Source organism: Streptomyces sp. NPDC006368, assembly GCF_040612535.1.
Lineage (GTDB): Bacteria > Actinomycetota > Actinomycetes > Streptomycetales > Streptomycetaceae > Streptomyces.
This window is the reverse complement of sequence record NZ_JBEXQK010000001.1, coordinates 109,055-128,091: the sequence shown is the minus strand read 5'-3', so window position 1 is coordinate 128,091 and position 19,037 is coordinate 109,055. Positions and strand designations below refer to the sequence as shown.

21 protein-coding genes and 1 tRNA gene are annotated in these 19,037 nt (G+C 72.0%); 7 read left to right on the top strand and 15 right to left on the bottom strand.

All coding sequences use genetic code 11. The features are described from left to right. The first annotated feature begins 103 nt into the window (after window positions 1-103). Together ABZZ38_RS00645 and ABZZ38_RS00640 are read left to right on the top strand one after the other, a co-directional pair. Window positions 104-760, top strand: a complete 657-nt coding sequence (locus ABZZ38_RS00645) for an SDR family oxidoreductase (protein ID WP_356734331.1) — start codon at window positions 104-106, stop codon at window positions 758-760. Beyond that, window positions 760-1,257 carry a GyrI-like domain-containing protein gene (locus ABZZ38_RS00640; RefSeq protein WP_356734330.1) on the top strand — a complete coding sequence of 166 codons (498 nt, stop codon included), beginning with the start codon at window positions 760-762 and terminating at the stop codon, window positions 1,255-1,257. Before ABZZ38_RS00645 ends, ABZZ38_RS00640 begins: the two co-directional genes overlap by 1 nt. 705 nt (window positions 1,258-1,962) lie before the next feature. Here ABZZ38_RS00640 and ABZZ38_RS00635 read toward each other — a convergent pair. Continuing rightward, window positions 1,963-2,044, bottom strand: a tRNA-Tyr gene (locus ABZZ38_RS00635). A 213-nt stretch (window positions 2,045-2,257) separates the two neighbouring features. Between ABZZ38_RS00635 and ABZZ38_RS00630 the strand changes: the two genes are divergently transcribed. The 3 genes from ABZZ38_RS00630 to ABZZ38_RS00620 all read left to right on the top strand — a co-directional run bounded on the left by ABZZ38_RS00630 (window position 2,258) and on the right by ABZZ38_RS00620 (window position 4,131). After that, window positions 2,258-2,746 (top strand): YajQ family cyclic di-GMP-binding protein, encoded by a 489-nt coding sequence (locus ABZZ38_RS00630; RefSeq protein ID WP_356734329.1) that lies wholly within the window; start codon window positions 2,258-2,260, stop codon window positions 2,744-2,746. Window positions 2,747-2,971: 225 nt separating this feature from the next. Next, window positions 2,972-3,478: a methylated-DNA--[protein]-cysteine S-methyltransferase gene (locus tag ABZZ38_RS00625; RefSeq protein WP_356734328.1), complete on the top strand. Its 507-nt coding sequence runs from the start codon at window positions 2,972-2,974 to the stop codon at window positions 3,476-3,478. Next, complete coding sequence (locus ABZZ38_RS00620) at window positions 3,475-4,131, top strand: alpha-ketoglutarate-dependent dioxygenase AlkB (RefSeq protein ID WP_356734327.1); 657 nt, start codon at window positions 3,475-3,477, stop codon at window positions 4,129-4,131. Before ABZZ38_RS00625 ends, ABZZ38_RS00620 begins: the two co-directional genes overlap by 4 nt. Window positions 4,132-4,170: 39 nt before the next feature. On the opposite strand, the gene ABZZ38_RS00615 is transcribed toward ABZZ38_RS00620, so the two are convergent. Further along, the gene (locus tag ABZZ38_RS00615) at window positions 4,171-4,440 is read right to left on the bottom strand and encodes a GlsB/YeaQ/YmgE family stress response membrane protein (RefSeq protein ID WP_356734326.1); all 270 of its coding nucleotides are present in this window, start codon (window positions 4,438-4,440) and stop codon (window positions 4,171-4,173) included. A gap of 85 nt (window positions 4,441-4,525) precedes the next feature. Here ABZZ38_RS00615 and ABZZ38_RS00610 point away from each other — a divergent pair, with 85 nt between their 5' ends. Further along, window positions 4,526-5,740 carry an amino acid permease gene (locus ABZZ38_RS00610; protein ID WP_356734325.1) on the top strand — a complete coding sequence of 405 codons (1,215 nt, stop codon included), beginning with the start codon at window positions 4,526-4,528 and terminating at the stop codon, window positions 5,738-5,740. Window positions 5,741-5,928: 188 nt separating this feature from the next. Here ABZZ38_RS00610 and ABZZ38_RS00605 read toward each other — a convergent pair whose 3' ends face one another. The 13 genes from ABZZ38_RS00605 to ABZZ38_RS00545 all read right to left on the bottom strand — a co-directional run bounded on the left by ABZZ38_RS00605 (window position 5,929) and on the right by ABZZ38_RS00545 (window position 17,543). Next, on the bottom strand, window positions 5,929-6,321 hold the full coding sequence (locus ABZZ38_RS00605; protein ID WP_356734324.1) for a YccF domain-containing protein: 393 nt from the start codon (window positions 6,319-6,321) through the stop codon (window positions 5,929-5,931). Beyond that, a complete protein-coding gene (gene htpX, locus ABZZ38_RS00600) occupies window positions 6,318-7,181 on the bottom strand; it encodes a zinc metalloprotease HtpX (RefSeq protein ID WP_356734323.1) in 864 nt (287 codons plus the stop codon). The genes ABZZ38_RS00605 and htpX overlap by 4 nt, the downstream gene beginning before the upstream one ends. A 157-nt stretch (window positions 7,182-7,338) precedes the next feature. Next, window positions 7,339-7,797 (bottom strand): MscL family protein, encoded by a 459-nt coding sequence (locus ABZZ38_RS00595; RefSeq protein WP_356734322.1) that lies wholly within the window; start codon window positions 7,795-7,797, stop codon window positions 7,339-7,341. Window positions 7,798-7,855: 58 nt separating this feature from the next. After that, window positions 7,856-9,379 (bottom strand): NADH-quinone oxidoreductase subunit N, encoded by a 1,524-nt coding sequence (locus tag ABZZ38_RS00590; RefSeq protein WP_356734321.1) that lies wholly within the window; start codon window positions 9,377-9,379, stop codon window positions 7,856-7,858. Beyond that, complete coding sequence (locus ABZZ38_RS00585) at window positions 9,376-10,953, bottom strand: NADH-quinone oxidoreductase subunit M (RefSeq protein WP_356734320.1); 1,578 nt, start codon at window positions 10,951-10,953, stop codon at window positions 9,376-9,378. The genes ABZZ38_RS00590 and ABZZ38_RS00585 overlap by 4 nt, the downstream gene beginning before the upstream one ends. 3 nt (window positions 10,954-10,956) lie before the next feature. Then, window positions 10,957-12,957 carry an NADH-quinone oxidoreductase subunit L gene (locus ABZZ38_RS00580; RefSeq protein ID WP_356734319.1) on the bottom strand — a complete coding sequence of 667 codons (2,001 nt, stop codon included), beginning with the start codon at window positions 12,955-12,957 and terminating at the stop codon, window positions 10,957-10,959. Then, complete coding sequence (gene nuoK, locus ABZZ38_RS00575; protein ID WP_356734318.1) at window positions 12,954-13,295, bottom strand: NADH-quinone oxidoreductase subunit NuoK; 342 nt, start codon at window positions 13,293-13,295, stop codon at window positions 12,954-12,956. Before nuoK ends, ABZZ38_RS00580 begins: the two co-directional genes overlap by 4 nt. Further along, complete coding sequence (locus ABZZ38_RS00570) at window positions 13,295-13,849, bottom strand: NADH-quinone oxidoreductase subunit J (RefSeq protein WP_356734317.1); 555 nt, start codon at window positions 13,847-13,849, stop codon at window positions 13,295-13,297. The genes nuoK and ABZZ38_RS00570 overlap by 1 nt, the downstream gene beginning before the upstream one ends. After that, on the bottom strand, window positions 13,846-14,442 hold the full coding sequence (locus ABZZ38_RS00565) for an NADH-quinone oxidoreductase subunit I (protein WP_356734316.1): 597 nt from the start codon (window positions 14,440-14,442) through the stop codon (window positions 13,846-13,848). The genes ABZZ38_RS00570 and ABZZ38_RS00565 overlap by 4 nt, the downstream gene beginning before the upstream one ends. Further along, complete coding sequence (locus tag ABZZ38_RS00560; RefSeq protein WP_356734315.1) at window positions 14,442-15,410, bottom strand: complex I subunit 1 family protein; 969 nt, start codon at window positions 15,408-15,410, stop codon at window positions 14,442-14,444. The genes ABZZ38_RS00565 and ABZZ38_RS00560 overlap by 1 nt, the downstream gene beginning before the upstream one ends. Continuing rightward, window positions 15,407-16,498: an NADH-quinone oxidoreductase subunit C gene (locus ABZZ38_RS00555; RefSeq protein ID WP_356734314.1), complete on the bottom strand. Its 1,092-nt coding sequence runs from the start codon at window positions 16,496-16,498 to the stop codon at window positions 15,407-15,409. Before ABZZ38_RS00555 ends, ABZZ38_RS00560 begins: the two co-directional genes overlap by 4 nt. Next, on the bottom strand, window positions 16,495-17,151 hold the full coding sequence (locus tag ABZZ38_RS00550; protein ID WP_356734313.1) for an NADH-quinone oxidoreductase subunit B family protein: 657 nt from the start codon (window positions 17,149-17,151) through the stop codon (window positions 16,495-16,497). Before ABZZ38_RS00550 ends, ABZZ38_RS00555 begins: the two co-directional genes overlap by 4 nt. After that, entirely contained in the window at window positions 17,142-17,543 is a 402-nt protein-coding gene (locus ABZZ38_RS00545; protein WP_356734312.1) for an NADH-quinone oxidoreductase subunit A, read from the bottom strand. The genes ABZZ38_RS00550 and ABZZ38_RS00545 overlap by 10 nt, the downstream gene beginning before the upstream one ends. A 181-nt stretch (window positions 17,544-17,724) precedes the next feature. On the opposite strand from ABZZ38_RS00545, the gene ABZZ38_RS00540 reads away from it, so the two are divergent. Then, the gene (locus tag ABZZ38_RS00540) at window positions 17,725-19,002 is read left to right on the top strand and encodes a sensor domain-containing protein (RefSeq protein ID WP_356734311.1); all 1,278 of its coding nucleotides are present in this window, start codon (window positions 17,725-17,727) and stop codon (window positions 19,000-19,002) included. Window positions 19,003-19,037: the final 35 nt, after the last annotated feature.

The following is a 19,037-nucleotide window of genomic DNA, read 5'->3' as shown; positions in this document are numbered from 1 at the left end:
AGCGGTGTGCCGGTCTGCCGTCCAGCCCCGGCGGCCGGTCTGACGTCGTGTCCGGCCCCTCGCTTCTGCGCACTTTGCGCTCCGGAGCCGTACGGTCGAGAGCATGCGCATTGTCATCGCTGGAGGACACGGTCAGATCGCCCTGCGGCTGGAGCGGCTGCTCTCGGCAGGCGGGCACGAGGTCGCAGGCGTCATCCGCAAGCCGGAACAGGCGGACGACCTGCGCGAGGCGGGCGCCGAACCGGTCGTACTGGACCTGGAGTCGGCTTCGGTGGAGGACGTCGCTCAGGTGCTGACCGGCGCGGACGTGGCGGTCTTCGCGGCGGGCGCGGGACCGGGGAGCGGCGTCGAGCGCAAGGACACCGTGGACCGGGGCGCGGCGGTCCTCTTCGCGGACGCGGCGGAGCGGGCGGGCGTCCGGCGCTACATCGTCGTCTCCTCGATGGGCGCCGACCCGGAGCACGCGGGGGACGAGATCTTCGACGCGTATCTGCGGGCGAAGGGCGCGGCGGACGCGTACGTGCGGGCCAAGCGGGGCTTGGACTGGACGATCCTGAAGCCCGGCATCCTGACGAACGACGCCGGTACCGGGCTCGTACGCCTGGAGGCGTCGACCGGGCGGGGACCGGTGCCGCGCGACGACGTGGCGGCCGTGCTGGCGGAGTTGGCGGAGACGTCGGCGACGGCGGGCCTGACACTGGAGCTGGTCAGCGGTTCGGTGCCGGTGACGGTGGCGGTCAAGGCCGTGGCGGGCAACTGATGGGCGCCGAACCGGTGGTGGTGGAGCGCGGGGAGCGGCCGTACGTCTTCCAGCGCCGTTCGGTGACGCCGGACGGTTTCGCCGAGATCGCCGACCGGCTGCCCGAGCTCGTCGGGTGGCTGGCGGCACGGGGCGTCGATGCCGCGGACGCGCCGTTCTTCCGGTACAACACCGTCGTCGCGGGTGGTGGCGAGTGGGAAGTGGAGGCTGGTGTTCCGGTGGCTTCGCTCCCGGAGCCGGAGGGCGATGTGGGCGTGGCCCTGCTCCCGGCGGGCCGGTACGCGACGCTGACCCATGTCGGCCACCCGAAGGGGCTGTCGGCGGCGACCACGGCCCTGCTGGAGTGGGCGCGGGAGCGCGGCCTGGAGTGGGACATGCGGGTGGTGGACGGCACGGAGCGGTGGGGCTGCCGCGTCGAGTCGTACCGCACCGACCCGCGCGTGGAGCCGGATCCGGCCCGGTGGGAGGTGGAGCTGGCGTTCCGTCTCTCCGACTGAGCGTCTCCCCGACCGGCCGTCAGGGGAGGCCGTGCGGTGGCGGGGTGAGACCTGCCGATGTGCCGTCGCTGTGGCACGTACGCCTGACGAGCGGAGCGGTGCTCCAGGTGTGGGCGGACGGGTACGCGGCCGACGGACCCGGCTTACGTCTTCGACGTCCTCGCGGACCTCACGCCCGCCGAACAGTCCCTGGTCGAGCTGACCGCCACCACCCCGTCCGCCCCGGAGCACGCCTGCGTCACCGTCGCCCGCCTCCCCCGCGCCGCGGCGACCGCCGTCCATACGGCGACCACGGGCGCGTACCAACGGGTTGTGGGTGCCCAGTCCCCCGTGGTCGTCCCTGGGGCGGCCTCCACACGGAACGGCACACCGGGCCGGCGCGTACAGCGGCGGCGGCATCGGCCGGGAGCACCACGGCCGCGGGTCGTCCCATCCAGTTGCCGGGGTGGGACAGCCCTGTCGTCACGAGCAGCGTCGTACCGGGTTCGGTGGCGTGCTCGACGGCATAGGACAGCGGGCTCCAGCCCATGCCGTGGCTGTATGTCAGGCGCCGGCGCACGCGCCACCGGTACGGCACGCCGTCGGCGACGATCAGCCGTGACCGCTTCTTCGGCAGTGCCATGACACGTCCCCACGCGCCTCGTACGGATGTGAGAAAACCCCCGCCCATCCACGTTTCCGCGGATGTACGGGGGTCTCACCGTGTGGCGGCGCCAGGATTCGAACCTGGGTAGGCTAAGCCGACGGATTTACAGTCCGCTCCCATTGGCCACTCGGGCACACCGCCATGGGATGTCGCCGTGGAGGTGGCCGCTTTTCGGCGGTGCTCCGTGGCAACGACGTAAACGATACCCGATGCCGGGGGGTGCTTCGCCACCGGATTGATCAGCGCTCCGGGCGGGTGCGGGTGACTAGGCTTTGAGGTGGCGGTCCGGGGGGACCCGGTCGTGCCGCTACGCATACGCACCGATACGCACCCGACCCAAGGAGCCACAAGGACATGGCCGACTCCAGTTTCGACATCGTCTCGAAGGTCGAGCGGCAGGAGGTCGACAACGCCCTCAACCAGGCGGCTAAGGAGATCTCGCAGCGCTACGACTTCAAGAACGTCGGGGCGTCCATCGCCTGGTCCGGCGAGAAGATCCTGATGCAGGCGAACTCCGAGGAGCGGGTCAAGGCGATCCTCGACGTCTTCGAGTCCAAGCTGATCAAGCGCGGCATCTCCCTGAAGTCGCTGGACGCCGGTGAGCCGCAGCTGTCCGGCAAGGAGTACAAGATCTTCGCCTCGATCGAGGAAGGCATCTCCCAGGAGAACGCCAAGAAGGTGGCGAAGATCATCCGCGACCAGGGGCCCAAGGGTGTCAAGGCGCAGGTGCAGGGCGACGAGCTGCGCGTGAGCTCCAAGAGCCGGGACGACCTGCAGGCCGTGATCGCGCTGCTGAAGCAGCAGGACTTCGACTTCGCGCTCCAGTTCGTGAACTACCGCTAGGGCGGACGGGGCGGGTTCGACGGACGGACCGGGGGCGGGCGCGGCTGTGGGCCGGTCCGCCCCCGCCCTGTGTCCGCCGCCCTGTGTCCGGCCCTACCCGCTGTCCGGTACTGCCCGGTGTCCCGGCGGTCGGGAGCGTCGTGTCCGATTTCCGCCAGCTCCCGGGTGGCACCGGGACGAAACTGGGGTCGGAGCGCCACGCTGCGAGGAAGGAAAGACCGAGCCATGACGGTGTACGCGTACGTCGACGGCCCGCTGGGCGAGATGCTGCTGGTCGGCGAGGAGACCACCCCGGAGAGGGGCGGCACCGCGCTCTCCTCGCTCTCCCTGCCGGGCCAGAAGGGCGGCGCGGTCGTCCGTGAGGGGTGGCGGCACGCGCCGGAGGCGTTCGAGGGGATCGCCGCGCAGCTCGCCGCGTACTTCGCGGGCCGGCGGACGCGCTTCGACATCCCGTACGTGAGCGGGGCCGGCACGGAGTTCCAGCGGCGGGTGTGGCGGGCGCTGGAGGAGATCCCGTACGGCGAGACCGTGACGTACGGGCGGATCGCCGCGCGCGTCGGTGCCCCGGGGGCCGGGGTGCGGGCGGTGGGGACCGCCATCGGGCGCAATCCGCTGCTCGTCGTACGGCCGTGCCACCGGGTGATCGGGGCGGACGGGGCGCTGCGGGGGTACGCGGGCGGGCTGGAGCGCAAGCAGCGGCTGCTCGGGCTCGAAGGCGCGCTCACGCCGTGACGGACGGGCTGTTCCCGCTCCGGCGCGAGCGGGCGGAGGTCGCCCCGGGGGCGGTGCATGTACCGGGGTGGCTGTCGGTGGAGCGGCAGCGGGAGTTGGTCGAGGCGTGCCGGGGGTGGGCGCGCGGGCCGGTGCCGATGCGGCACACCGCACTGCCGGGCGGTGGGGTGATGTCCGTGCGGACGGTGTGCGTGGGCTGGCATTGGCAGCCGTACCGCTACACCCGTACCGCGGACGACGTGAACGGCGCGCGCGTGGCGCGGTTCCCGGCCTGGCTGGTGGAGTTGGGCCGGGCGGCGCTGGTGGAGGCGTACGGGGACGACGGGGGCTACGCCCCTGACACCGCACTGGTCAACTTTTACGAGCGCGGTGCCAGGATGGGCATGCACCAGGACAAGGAGGAGCGGTCGGGTGCGCCGGTGGTGTCGCTGAGCATCGGGGATCGTTGCGTCTTCCGGTTCGGGAACACCGAGACGCGCGGGCGGCCCTACACGGACGTGGAGCTGGTGTCGGGGGATCTCTTCGTCTTCGGCGGCCCGTCGCGTTTCGCCCACCACGGTGTGCCGAAGGTCTACCCGGACACGGGCGACCCCGCCACCGGTCTGGCCGCCGGCAGGCTGAACATCACCCTGCGGGAGACGGGGCTGTCCTGACGGGAGACGGGGATGTCCTGACGGGAGACCGGGCCTGTCCTAGCGCGAGCGGGAGTGGCCGAACAGGATGCGGTACGCGATCAGCAGCACGAGCGAGCCGCCTATGGCCGCCGCCCAGGTCGCGCCGTCGTAGAACTCGTTGCTGATGGGCCGGTCCAGGAAACGGGCCGACAGCCAGCCGCCGACGAAGGCGCCCGCGACACCGATGACCGTGGTGCCGATCAGACCGCCCGGGTCGCGGCCGGGCAGCAGGATCTTGGCGATGATCCCGGCCAGCAGCCCGAGGACGATCCAGCTGATGATGGTCATGCCATGACCTGCCTTTCGTACGGTGTTGTCCGGGAAGACGCCTTGGGCGCACGGGGTGGTTGCGGCGATCAGTAGGGTGCGGCGCATGGCAGAGGAATTGCGGCGGTCCCTGGGGGTTTTCGACGCGGTTGTCATCGGGCTGGGGTCGATGGTCGGGGCGGGGATCTTCGCCGCGCTCGGGCCCGCGGCCGGGGCGGCCGGCAGCGGGTTGCTGCTGGGGCTCGCGCTGGCCGCGGCCGTGGCGTACTGCAATGCCATGGCGTCGGCGCGGCTGGCGGGCCGCTACCCGGCGTCGGGCGGCACCTATGTGTACGGCCGCGAACGGCTCGGTCCTTTCTGGGGTTACCTCGCGGGCTGGGCCTTCGTCGTCGGGAAGACCGCTTCGTGCGCGGCGATGGCGCTGACGGTCGGGGCGTACGTATGGCCTGGGCAGGCGCGCGCGGTGGCGGTCGCGGCGGTGGTGGTACTGACCGCCGTGAACTACCGGGGCGTACAGAAGTCGGCGCTGCTGACCCGCGCCATCGTCGCCGTGGTGCTGGCGGTCCTGGTGGCGGTGACCGTCTCCTCCCTCGGGTCGGGGGCGGCGGACTTCGGGCGGCTGGAGCCGGGCGGCGACGCGTCCGTGGGGGGTGTGCTGCAGGCGGCGGGGCTGCTGTTCTTCGCGTTCGCGGGGTACGCGCGGATCGCCACGCTCGGCGAGGAGGTCAGGGATCCGGCACGGACCATCCCCCGGGCGATCCCTGTGGCGCTGGCCATCGCGCTGGTGGTTTATGTGGGTGTGGCGGTCTCCGTCCTGGTGGTGCTGGGCGCGCCGGAGCTGGGCGGGGCGACGGCGCCGCTCGCGGACGCGGCACGGGCGGCGGGTGCCGGGTGGATGGTGCCCGTGGTGCGGGTGGGGGCGGCGGTGGCCGCGCTCGGCTCGCTGCTGGCGCTGATCCTCGGGGTCTCCCGTACGACGCTGGCGATGGCGCGCGACGGCCACCTGCCGGGCACCCTCGCCGCCGTCCACCCCCGCTTCCGGGTACCGCACCACGCGGACCTGGCGGTGGGCGCGGTCGTCGCGGTGGTGGCGGCGACGGTGGACGTGCGCGGGGCGATCGGCTTCTCGTCGTTCGGCGTGCTGGCGTACTACGCCATCGCCAACGCCTCGGCGTGGACGCTCGGCTCGGGCCGCGCCCTGGCGGCGGCCGGGGCGGCGGGCTGCCTGCTGCTCGCGTTCGCCCTGCCCGTGTCGTCCGTCCTGGCGGGCGCGGCGGTGCTGGCGGCGGGCGCGGTGATGTACGCGGTGCGGCGGACCTAGGCAGGCCAGGCCGTCATATTCGGGCGGCGTGCGCGTCCGCGCACGGGGCTGCGTACTGCTCGCGATCGTTCATGTGTTCATGGTGAACCACGCCACTGACAATCGGCCCCGGCCGGGCTGCCGACCGCGTCGTCACCACGTCGACACCACGTCGTCACCGTCGTCGGCGCGGCTCGTCAGCGTGCTCGTCAGCGTGGAGCGAAGGGCCGGTCGGTCGGGACGATCTCCTTGCCCAGGGGCAGCAGCGAGACCGGGATGAGCTTGAAGTTCGCGATGCCCAGCGGAATGCCGATGATCGTGACGCACAGGGCGGCGCCCGTGACGACATGGCCGATCGCGAGCCACCAGCCGGCCAGCACGAGCCACAGCACGTTGCCGACGCAGGACGCCGCACCCGCGTCGCGGCGGTCCACCACCGTCTGGCCGAAGGGCCACAGCGCGTACAGGCCGATGCGGAACGCCGCCAGGCCGAACGGGATGCCGATGATCGTGATGCAGAGAAGCAGCCCGGCCGCGAGGTAACCGAGGCAGAGCCAGAAACCGCTCAGCACCAGCCAGATGACGTTGAGGATTGTCTTCACGGGCGGTGGCCTGCCATCTGTTCGAGCCGGGCGATACGTTCCGCCATCGGCGGGTGGGTGGAGAACATCCGGGCGAACCCCTGGCCCCGCCGGAAGGGGTTCGCGATCATCATGTGGCTCGCGGTCTCGATCCTGGGCTCCGGCGGCAGCGGGAGGCGCTTCGCGCCCGCCTCCAGCTTGCGCAGCGCGCTGGCGAGGGCCAGCGGGTCACCGGTGAGCTGCGCGCCCGAGGCGTCCGCCTCGTACTCCCGGGAACGGCTGATCGCTAGCTGGATGACCGACGCGGCGAGCGGGCCGAGAATCATGATCAGGAGCAGGCCCAGCAGGCCGGGGCCGTCGTCGTCGTCCGTGCGCCCCACCGGGATCAGCCAGGCGAAGTTCACCAGGAACATGATCACCGAAGCGAGGGCGCCGGCCACCGAAGAGATCAGGATGTCCCGGTTGTAGACGTGGCTGAGCTCATGGCCGATCACTCCGCGCAGCTCCCGCTCGTCGAGGATCTGCAGGATGCCCTCGGTGCAGCAGACCGCCGCGGTGCGCGGGTTGCGGCCGGTGGCGAACGCGTTGGGTGCCTGGGTGGGTGAGATGTAGAGCCGCGGCATGGGCTGCCGCGCCTGCGTCGACAGCTCGCGCACCATCCGGTACAGCTCCGGCGCCTGGAACTCGCTCACCGGGCGGGCACGCATGGCGCGCAGCGCGAGCTTGTCGCTGTTCCAGTACGCGTACGCGTTGGTGCCCAGCGCCACGAGGAGCGCGACGATCAGGCCCGTACGCCCGAAGAGGCTGCCGATCAGGATGATGAGTGCGGACAGTCCCCCGAGGAGTACGGCGGTCCTCAGCCCGTTGTGCCGGCGGTGCACGGTACGCCCTCCAAGTGGTGCGGCAGGGGAACCCTTTGCGTGGTGCTGGCCCACATCCACTGTCCAGTGGACCCTCCCGTACTGGTCAACGCCAGGCGGGAGTGCCTGGTTCCCTGGTGCCCACGGGCGGCGGGCTGGGCCGTCCGGGTGACCCGGGTTACTGGCGCGGGGCGGGGAGGCCGGCCTTGGCGAGGACTTCGGGGACCGGCTCGACCTCGCTGGTGCAGTGGCGGCAGCGGCTGGCGACGGCCGGGATCTCCGAGTAGCAGCGGGGGCAGTCGCGCAGCGCCGCCTTGATGTCGAAGGGCTGGTCGCGCGTGAAGCGGCTCTGGATCTTCATCATCGGGGCGACGACGCAGAAGTACAGCACGGCGGCCGTGATCACGAACGCGAGGGCGGCGCTGATGAACAGGCCGTACGGGAACTTGGCGCCCTCGACCACGAAGACGGCCTTGCTGTAGTCGCCGATGGAACCGGTGGCGAGGCCGATGAGCGGCACGACGAAGGCGTTGCTGAAGGCGGTGACGACGGCGGTGAAGGCGGCTCCCACGGCCAGGCCGATCGCCATGGAGATGACGTTTCCGCGCAGGATGAAGTCCTTGAAACCGCTCAGCACGGCCTTGCTCCTCGGTGGTGGCGGGGGTCCCGGAGGTCGGAACAGGGGGTCCCGGAGGTCAGAACAGGGTGGTGGCGGCGAAGCGCAGCACCAGCTGGGGATAGCCGGACAGCAGCACACCGCCCACGGCCGTCAGGCCGATGGTGAGGGTGACCGGCGCGGGGGCCGCGCGGTGCGCCAGGGGGGCTTCGGCGCCCTCGGGCGCGCGGAAGAGCACCGCCGTCCACTGCAGGTAGTAGTAGAGGGCGATGACCACGTTGAGGCCCATGACGACCGCGAGCCAGCCCAGACCGGCGTCGACCGCCGACGAGAAGACGGTGACCTTGGCGAAGAGGCCGATGATCCCGGGCGGCAGGCCCGCCAGGCAGAGCAGGAAGAAGGCCATGACCAGTGCGGTGACGGGCCGGGCGGCGTACAGGCCGCGGTAGTCGGTGATCCGGTTGAGCGGGTGCGTACGGGCGACCAGGGCGGCGACCGCGAAGGCGCCGAGGTTCACGACGGCGTACATCAGCGCGTACGAGACGGTGGCACCGATCTGGTCGTCGCTGGAGTACGCGGCGGCCGCGATCGGCACCAGGAGGTACCCGGCCTGGGCCACGGAGGACCAGGCGAGCAGCCGTACCGCGCTCCACGCGCGCGTGGGGACCTGCCGCAGGGCGGCGACGTTGCCGACGGTCATGGTCAGCGCGGCCAGGACGGACAGGGCGGGGCCCCAGACGTCGGCGTACGACGGGAACGCGACGACGGTCACCAGGATGAGACCGGTGAAGCCGACCGCCTTGCCGACCACGGACAGATAGGCGGCGACGGGCAGTGGCGCGCCGACATAGGTGTCGGGCACCCAGAAGTGGAAGGGGACGGCGGCCGTCTTGAAGGCGAAGCCCACGAGGGTGAGGACGACGCCCGCCTGGGCGAGGGTGGCGAGCTGCGCCGGGGTGTCGTCCAGCGCCTGGGCGATCTCCGTCAGGTGGAGGGTGCCGGCCGAGGCGTACACGAAGCTGACGCCGAGCAGCGTCACGGCGGTCGCGGTGACGGAGGAGAGGAAGAACTTCAGCGCGGCCTCGCCGGACATGCGGTCGCCCCGCTTGAGGCCGACGAGCGCGAAGGCCGGCAACGAGGCGACCTCCAGGGCGACGACGAGGGTGGCCAGGTCCCTGGACGCGGGCAGCAGCGCGGCGCCCGCGACCGAGGAGAGCAGCAGGAACCAGTACTCCCCGGCGGGCAGCTTCTCCTCGGTGTCGGTCAGGGACAGCAGGGCCGTCAGGAGCGCGCCGCCGAGGACCAGGAACTGGATGGCCAGGGTGAAGTGGTCGGCGGTGTAGCTGCACGCGTGGGCGTCGGTGGTCAGGCAGAAGGTGGAGCGGTCGCCCGTGCGCAGCGGCACCAGCGTGACGAGCGCCGCCACGAGTCCGGCGATCGACACCCAGCCGAGGACGCGCCGCCGCTCCTTTGGTACGAAGAGGTCGGCGACGAGTACGGCGAGGCCGGTGACGGCTGCGATGGTCGGTGGCGCGATGGCGGCCCAGTCGACGGACTGGACGAGACCTGCCGCGCTCGTGGCACTCGTGGCTGCCAGGGTCACGACTTTCCTCCTGCGAGGAGCTTCTGCACGGCCGGGTCGGTCAGGCCGAGGAGGAGCGCGGGCCAGAGGCCCGCGATGACGGTGAGGGCGGCGAGCGGCGTCCAGGCGGCGTACTCGTACGGCCGGATGTCGTCGAGCGGCGCCTGGTCGGCGGCGGGCTTGGCACCCATGCAGACGCGGCGTACGACGACGAGGAGGTAGGCGGCGGTGAGCAGCGTACCGAAGGCGCCGATGGCCATGAAGGTGAGGAAGGCCGGGCGGCTGAGGCCGTCGGCGGGGTCGAACGCCCCGAACAGCGCGAGCATCTCACCCCAGAAGCCGGCGAGGCCGGGCAGGCCGAGCGAGGCGACGGCCGCGAAGGCGAGCAGTCCGCCGAGGCGCGGCGCGCGGCCGTAGAGCGCGGCGCCGGTGGCCCCGGCGAGGGTGTCGAGGTCGGCGGTGCCGTACCGCTCCTTGACCGCGCCGACCAGGAAGAACAGCAGGCCGGTGATGAGGCCGTGGGCGATGTTGGCGAACAGCGCGCCGTTGACGCCGGTGGGCGTCATGGTGGCGATGCCGAGGAGGACGAAGCCCATGTGGCCGACGGAGGAGTACGCGATCAGGCGCTTGAGGTCGCCTCTGGCGCCGCTCCTGGCCAGGGCGAGGCAGGCGAGTGATCCGTAGATGACGCCCGCGACGGCGAAGGCGGCGAGGTAGGGCGCGAAGACCCGCATGCCGTCGGGTGCGATCGGGAGGACGATCCGGACGAATCCGTACGTACCCATCTTCAGCAGGACACCGGCGAGGAGGACGGAGCCGACGGTCGGCGCGGCGGTGTGCGCGTCGGGCAGCCAGCTGTGCAGGGGCCACATCGGGGTCTTCACCGCGAGGCCGACGCCGATCGCGAGGACGGCGATGACCTGCGCGGATGTGGTGAGGTCACGGCCGTTGTCAGTGGCGAGTGCCACCATGTCGAACGTGCCGGCCTTCAGCCCGATGAGGAGCAGGCCGAGCAGCATGACGACCGAGCCGAGCAGCGTGTAGAGGATGAACCGCCAGGCGGCCTGCCGCCTGCCCTCGCCGCCCCAGCGGGCGATGAGGAAGTACATCGGGATGAGCACCATCTCGAAGGCCAGGAAGAACAGCAGCAGATCGAGGACGGCGAAGGTCGCCAGCGTGCCGGACTCGAGGACCAGGATCAGGGCGACGAATGCCTTCGGGGAAGGGCCCGCGGGCATGTTGCGGTAGCTGTACAGCGCGCAGAGGAAGGTCAGCAGCGCCGTCAGGAGCAGGAGGGGGAGGGAAATGCCGTCGATGCCGAGGTGGATGCGCACGTCGAGTGCGGGGATCCAGCTGATGTCCGTCGTGGCCTGCATCTTCGACGGGTGGTCGTGGTCGAAGCCGAGCGTGAGGACGATCGCGGCGGCGAGGATCGCGCCCGTGACGATCACGCCGTGGCGGAGCACGGCCTGGTCCGGGGACTTCCCCTTCAGTCCGGGCGGGGCCGGGAGGAGGGCCGCGGCGGCGCCGATGAGCGGGCCGACGACGACGAACGCAAGAAGGAACTGCGTCACGGATTCGCTGATATCGATCACGGCTCACGATCCGGCGTTGGCGTTGGCAAGGACGACGGCGGCGATCGCCAGGACGACGGAGCCGGCGAGCAGGACGCTCAGGTAGGTCTGCACGTTGCCCGTCTGGGCACGGCGGACGGCCCGGCCGAGCAGGTGCGTGCCGCTGCCCGCGCCGCGTACGTACGTCTCGACGACTTCCCGGTCGAGGAAGCCGACCAGGGACGCCGCGGCCCGGACGGGGCGTACGAACAGCGCGGAGTAGACGGCGTCGACGTGGAAGCCGGCGGCGGCGTGGCGGTGCAGCGGCCCGAGCAGCACGCGCCCGGGGTCGGCGGGGTCGGGCGCAGCCGCGATGTCGCCGTAGGCGGGGGTGTGGGTGGCGATGGCCTCCGCCTCGGAGACGGCCGGCTCCTCCCGGGGGTGCGCGGCGACCGCGCCGAGCGGGGCCCTGGCGGCCATGGCGGTGGTGTGCCGCCAGGTGGCGTAGGTGACCAGTCCGCCGACGAGGGCGATGCCCGTACCGAGGACGGCCGTGGTGACGGTCGGGGTCAGGGCGTGGCCGTCGAACCAGTCGTCGAGCACGACGGCGGTCAGGCCGAAGGCGAGGGAGGGGAGCGCCAGTACCCACAGCACGGCGTTCATGACGACGGGCTCCCTGCCGTGGTCGGGGGCTTCGACGCCCCGGCCCCGGAAGGCCAGCAGCCACAGGCGGGTCGCGTAGGCGGCCGTGAGGAGGGCGGTGAGCAGACCGGAGACGAGGACGATCCAGCCCGCGCCGGCCGGCGCGACGGCCCGGTCCCCGAGGGCGGTGTGCTCGGCGGCCACGAGGACGGCTTCCTTGGAGAAGAAGCCGGCGAACGGGGGGATCGCGGCGAGCGCGAGCAGCGCGACCGTCATCGTCCAGTACGCGTCGGGGACGCGGGCGGCGAGGCCCCGCATACGGGACATGGCGGCCAGCGAGTTGGTGCCGGCGGCGTGGATGACCACGCCGGCGGCGAGGAACAGCAGCGCCTTGAAGGCGCCGTGCGACAGGAGGTGGAAGACGGCCGCGCCACGGTCACCGACGGCCAGGGCGCCCGACATGTAGCCGAGCTGGCCGATCGTCGAGTACGCGAGCACCCGCTTGATGTCGTCCTGGGCGAGCGCGGCGAGCGCGGAACCGACCATCGTGACCGCGGCCATCACGGCGAGCACGGTCATGGCCGCCGCGGAGGCGGCGAAGAGGGGAAGGAGGCGGGCCACGAAGTAGATACCGGCGGCGACCATCGTCGCGGCGTGGATCAGCGCGGAGACCGGCGTGGGGCCGGCCATCGCGTCGGGCAGCCAGGTGTGCAGGGGGAACTGCGCGGACTTGCCCGCCACACCCGCGAGGAGCAGCAGCGCCACCAGGGTCGGATGGTCGATGCCGCCGGTGGCGACGGCGCCGAGGACCCCGGTGATCCGGAACGTGCCGGCGTCGGCGGCCAGCGCGAACAGGCCGATCAGGAAGGGGACGTCGCCCAGCTTGGTGACCAGGAACGCCTTCAGGGAGGCGGCCCGCGCCTCGGGGGTCTCCCAGTAGTGGCCGACCAGGAAGTACGAGCAGATGCCCATGATCTCCCAGCCGACCAGCAGCACCATCAGGTCGCCGGAGTAGACGACGAGCAGCATCGCGGAGGTGAAGAGGGAGATGAGCGCCGCGTAGGACGGGTAGCGGGGGTCGTCGCGCAGGTAGGCCGTCGAGTAGAGCTGCACGCAGGAGGCGACCAGGCCCACGAGGACGGCCGTGAGGACCGCGAAGCCGTCCAGGTGGAGGGCGAGGTCGATGGGGACCGACCCGGTCGGGGTGAGCTGGGTGGCCGCGTCGATCGCCCGGCCGCCGCCCTGGCGTACGGCCACGAGGACGGCGAGCACGAAAGCGGCGAGCGTCGGAAGGACGGCGAGCGGGCGGACGAAGCCGGGCGCGCCACGGCCGAGCAGCAGCCCGGCGAGTGCGCTCAGGAACGGAAGGAGGGGGACGAGGACGGCGAGGGTCGTGGTGGTCACGCGGTGGCCTCAGCCTTCTCGTCGGGGCCCGCCGACTCGGCGTTGTCACGAAGCTTGTCGATGTCCGAGGTGCCGCGGTTCCGGTACACCATCAGGACGATCGCCAGACCGATGCCGATCTCGGCGGCGGCGATGGCGATGGTGAAGAGGGTGAGCGCCTGGCCGGCGTGCAGGGTGTCGCGGAGCCAGACGTCGAAGGCGACCAGGTTGAGGTTGACGGCGTTGAGCATCAGCTCGACGGACATCAGGACCAGGATCGCGTTGCGGCGCGCGAGCACTCCGTACAGCCCCGTGCAGAACAGCAGGACGGCCAGCACGGCGGGATAGGCGAGGTGCATCAGCGTTCCCCTTCCCGGTCCTTGCGGGACAGGACGATCGCGCCGACGAGCGCGGCGAGCAGGAGGACGGAGAGCGCCTCGAAGGGCAGGACCCAGTGCCGGAAGAGGATCGCGCCGGACACCTTGGTGGAGCCCTGCGCGGGCCCGTCGAGGTCGATCCAGGTGGCGCGGAAGGCGTCGACGACCACCCAGACGAGGGCGGCCGCGGCGGCGAGGGCGACCACGAGGGCGGCGGGGCGATTGCCCGAGTCGGCGTCCGGGGAGCGGCCGATGGGTGCCTTGGTGAGCATCAAACCGAAGAGGAGGAGGACGACGACGGAACCGACGTAGATCAGCACCTGCACCCAGGCGACGAACTCCGCCGTGAGGAGGAGGTACTCGACGGCGATGCCGCCGAGCGCCACGACCAGCCAGAGGGCGGCGTGCACCAGCTGCTTGGTCGTGACCGTGATGACGGCCGCGCCGAGGGTGACGATGCCGACCAGGAGGAAGGCGATCTCGACGCCGGTGGGCGACAGGAAGCCGGGGGCGGCGTTCGCGGTGGCGAGCGTCACTCGGTGCCTCCCTCGGCCGGGCGCGGCGGCGGCTCGCTGCCGGCGGCGGGCGTGTCCGTCTCGGCAGCCCGGGCGGCCGCCAGCTTCTCGGCGCTCTTGCGAGCGGCGGCGATCTCCTTGGGCTCCTCGGCGCCGGGGTCGAGGGCGGGCGGCTCGGGGACCGTCCACATCCACTCGCGGAGCTTGTCCCGCTCGTGGGTGAGGTCGTGGATGTCCGTCTCCGCGTACTCGAACTCGGGCGACCAGAACAGCGCGTCGAAAGGACAGACCTCGATGCAGATACCGCAGTACATGCAGAGCGCGAAGTCGATGGCGAACCGGTCGAGGACGTTGCGGCTGCGCTCACGGCCGCCGGGGGCGGCGGCGGGGATCGTCTCCTTGTGGGAGTCGATGTAGATGCACCAGTCGGGGCATTCGCGGGCGCAGAGCATGCAGACCGTGCAGTTCTCCTCGAACAGTCCGATCACGCCACGGGTACGCGGCGGGAGCTCGGGCTGGGCGTCGGGGTACTGCGCGGTGTGGCTCTTCTTCGTCATCGTGCGGAGGGTGACGGCCAGGCCCTTGGCCAGGCCGCTGCCCGGGATCGGAGCCATTACTGGATCACCACCTTGACGACGCCGGTGAGGGCGATCTGAGCGAGGGCGAGCGGGACGAGCGTGGTCCAGGCGAGCTTCTGCAGCTGGTCCTCGCGCAGCCGCGGGTAGCTCACGCGCAGCCAGATCACGATGAAGGCGAGCACGGCCGTCTTGAGCAGGGTCCAGACCCAGCCGAGGCCCTCGGCCCCGAACGGGCCGTGCCAGCCGCCGAGGAAGAGGACGGTGGTCAGACCGCACAGCACGACGATGCCCGCGTACTCGGCGAGCAGGAACAGCGCGAAGCGCAGGCCGGTGTACTCGGTGTACGCGCCGAAGATGATCTCGGAATCGGCGACCGGCATGTCGAAGGGCGGTCGCTGCAGCTCGGCGAGGCCCGCGATGAAGAACACCAGCGCGCCGACGATCTGCCACGGCAGCCACCACCACTCGAAGGCGTCGAGGATGCCGGGGAGGGAGACCGTGCCGGCCGCCATCGCGACGGAGGCGGCGGCGAGCAGCATGGGCAGTTCGTAGGCGAGGAGCTGCGCGGCGGTGCGCAGGCCGCCCAGGAGGGAGAACTTGTTGGCGGACGCCCAGCCCGCCATGAGCGAGCCGAGCACGCCGACGCCCATGACGGCGAGGACGAAGAAGATGCCCGCGTCGACGATCTCGCCGACGGCGCCCTCGCCCGGGCCGATCGGGATGGCGACCAGGACCAGGAGGTACGGGAGGAGGGCGACGGCCGGCGCGAGCTGGAAGATGCGCCGGTCGGCGTTGGCCGGGACGATGTCCTCCTTCTGCGCGAACTTCACCCCGTCCGCGACGAGCTGGGCCCAGCCGTGGAAGCCGCCGGCGTACATGGGGCCGAGGCGGCCCTGCATGTGGGCCATGACCTTGTGCTCGGTCTGCCCGATCACCAACGGCATGACCAGGAACACGCCGAGGACGATGACCAGCCGGAGGGCGACGTCGAGTACGTCGTTCACGCGTCTCCTTCAGGTCGCCGCTGCTCTTCGGGGCGGGGGGTGTCGGGTGCGTCCGCCGGTTCCGGGGCGGGAGCGGGCTCGCGGCTCGGCTCGCCCCCGGGTTCCGGGGCGGGAGCCGGTTCCGGAGCGGGGGCGGGCTCACTGCTCGGCTCGCCCCCGGGTTCCGGAGCGGCAACCGGTTCCGGGGCCGGGGTGTCCTCGAAGGCGGGGCGCGGGTTGTTCCAGGGTGCGTCCGCGCTGCGGGTGCGCGTGGGCCGCGGGGCGGCGTCCTCCCGCGCGGTGCGCGGCTCGCGCGTCTGGCTCGCCGACCCCTCGCCCGCCGTACGCGTACGGCGGGGCCGTACGGCAGGGGCGTCCGCACCCGGGGCCTGCGAGGCCCCCGGGGTCTCCGGGGTCTCCGGGGCGGTCTGGCTCGCCGAGCCCTCGCCCGCCGTGCGGGTGCGGCGTACCGGGCGGTCGCCGGCGGCGCGGGCCGGGCGTTCGCGGGTGGGGCGCGCCGGGGCAGGGGGGAGCTGGCCCTTGAGCGGGCCCCACTCGTTGGGGTCGGGCACGCCCGGGGGCAGCATCTGACGGCGCTTGGGCCCGCCGCCGTGCTCGGACTCCCCCGGCTCCTTCGCGCCGGGCCAGGCCTTGGCCACGCGGGCGGCGAGTACGAAGTCCTTGCGCAGCGGGTGGCCCTCGAAGCCGTCCGGCAACAGCAGCGGCACCAGGTGCGGGTGGTCGGTGAACGTCACGCCGAACATCTCGTGCGTCTCACGTTCGTGCCAGGCCGCGCCCGCGTAGACGCCGACGGCGGTGGGCAGTGCGGGCGCGTGGTGCGGCACGGTCGTGCGCAGCAGCAGTCGCCGCACCTGGCGGCCTTCCAGGGCCACGACATGGGCGCACACCCGGAAGCCCGTACCCGGTTCGTCGACGGCGCTCAGCCAGTCGAAGTAGGTGCAGCCCAGCGTGTCACGGGCCGTTTCGAGGGCTGCGGTCCAGGAGCCGGCCGGGACGTCGACCGTGAGCAGGTCGAACGCGCGCTCGGCCGTGGCCTCCTCGCCGAAGACCTCGGTGACGGCCTCGGGGAGGCGGTCGTACGCGTTCACACCGTGCCCCCCGGCGGCGGGGTCACCAGGCCGCTGCGGAGCTCGGCGACCGAGGACGACCGCCCGTACCGCTCGTCGAGCGACTCGCGGGCGATCTTCTCCTGGAGCTTGAGGATGCCCTGGAGCAGCGCCTCGGGGCGCGGCGGGCAGCCCGGTACGTACACGTCGACCGGGATGATCTGGTCGACGCCCTTGGTGACGGCGTACGAATCCCAGTACGGCCCGCCGCAGTTGGAGCAGGCGCCGAAGGAGATGACGTACTTGGGCTCCGGCATCTGCTCGTACAGCCGCTTCACGGCCGGGGCCATCTTGTCGGTGACCGTCCCGGACACGACCATGAGGTCGGCCTGGCGCGGCCCGGGCGCGAAGGGGATCACGCCCAGCCGGATGAAGTCGTGCCGGGCCATCGACGCGGCGATGAACTCGATCGCGCAGCAGGCGAGGCCGAAGTTGAAGACCCACAGGCTGTAACGGCGGCCCCAGTTCAGGACCACCTTCATCGGCTCGGGCGCGAGCCGGGACAGCACGCCGAGCCTCTTCGGGTCGGGAAGATCCACGGGAGCCGCCGAAGACGCGGGAATCGCGGGGGACGCGGGGATCACGGAGGAACCGGGCGTCACGGGAGAACCGGGGGTCACAGGGGTCACGTCCATGTCAGGACGCCCTTCTTGTACGCGTAGAGCAGTCCTACGGCGAGGAAGCCGAGGAAGATGAACATCTCGACCAGCGTCGTGGCGCCGTACCCCGGCGCTGCGAAAACCGTCGCCCACGGGAACAGGAAGATGGAGTCGACGGCGAAGATGACGTACAGAAAAGAGTAGACGTAATAGCGGACCTGCGTGTGGGCCCAGCCCTCGCCCACGGGGTCGACGCCGCACTCGTAGGTGAGGAGCTTCTCCGGCGTCGGCACGACGGGCCGCAGCAGCCGTCCCGCGCCGAAGGCGATCGCGACGAACAGCACGCCGAGCAGCGCGAGCAGGCCGACGACCGAGTAGCTCTGGAAATAGTCGACGGCGAGTACGGTCGGTACGGTCGCTTCCGGCACGTCCGTGTCCCTCGCTCCCTGCTCTCGTGGAGATCCTTATGCGATCTGTACGCACGGGAGTCTAGGCCCTGGCCATGGGCGGGTAATCAGCCGTGCCGCTCTTGAGGTGGGGTTAGCCCTACTTCGCCCCACCCACGTGCCCCATGGCGGGCGCGGGCGCGGGCCCGGCAGGCTGTGTGGCATGACCCCACCCAGCCCCGCACCCCACCCCGTCGGCAGCTCCGAAGGCGGCATCCAAGGCGGCACCGAAGGCACGGCCGGCACGGTCGGCGCCCCGGGCAGCGGGGAACGACCCGCACGGATCGCGGTCGGGCGGCAGGCCTGGAAGGAGATCGCGTACCTCCTCTCCAATTTCCCGGTCGCGCTGATCGGCTTCCTCTACGCGGTGGTCACGGTGGCCGTCGGCGTGGGCCTGTCGGTGACCGTCGTCGGCCTGCCCCTGCTCGCGGTCGGGCTGGCCGGGGCTCGGCTGCTCGGCCGGTCGGAGCGGGCCCGGGCGAGAGCGCTGCTCGGGGTGCGGATCGACGAACCGAGCCCGCTGCCGCGCCGGCCCGGCGCCGGCTTCTTCCCCTGGCTGTGGACGGGCCTCAAGGACCCGGTCGCCTGGCGGACGATGCTGTACGGCTTCATCCGGCTGCCGTGGGGTGTGCTGACGTTCGTCGTGACCCTGGTGGGGCTGATCGTCCTGTGGCCGGTGCTCGCCTACCTCACCCGGGGCCTGACCAACGTGGACCGGGCGCTGGCACGTGGCCTGCTCTCGCCGTCCGACGAGCTGGAGCGGCGGATCGCCGAACTGGAGTCGGACCGGGGCGTGGTCATCGACACGGCCGCCGCCGACCTGCGCCGTATCGAACGGGACCTGCACGACGGCGCGCAGGCCCGGCTCGTCGCCCTCGCCATGGGCCTGGGTCTGGCCAAGGAGAAGCTCCTGGAGGACCCCGAGGCGGCCGCCGCCATGGTGGAGGAGGCGCACGGCGAGGTGAAGCTGGCCTTGCGGGAGCTGCGCGACCTGGCCCGGGGCATCCACCCCGCCGTGCTCACCGACCGGGGCCTGGACGCCGCCCTGTCCGCCATCGCCTCCCGCTGCACCGTGCCGGTCACCGTGACCGTCGACCTGCCGGAGCGGCCCGCCGAGGCGATCGAGGGCATCGCCTACTTCACCGTCTCCGAGCTGCTCCAGAACGTCTCCAAGCACGCCCGCGCCCGGAGCGCCACCGTCGACGTGTGGCGCGTCAAGGACCGGCTGCTGATCCAGGTGGCGGACGACGGCCACGGCGGGGCCCGGATGGACGGCGGCACCGGCATGGCGGGCCTGGCGGAACGGCTCGGCGCGGTCGACGGGCTGTTCGTCCTGGAGTCCCCCGTCGGCGGGCCGACGACGGTCACCGCCGAGCTGCCCTGGCGCGGCCGGGACGCCGCCCGCCCGGCCTCCGGGACCCCCGCCGGCCGCTCCCGGTAGGGAAAACCCCCGGTCGAGACGGATACGGCCCTCAT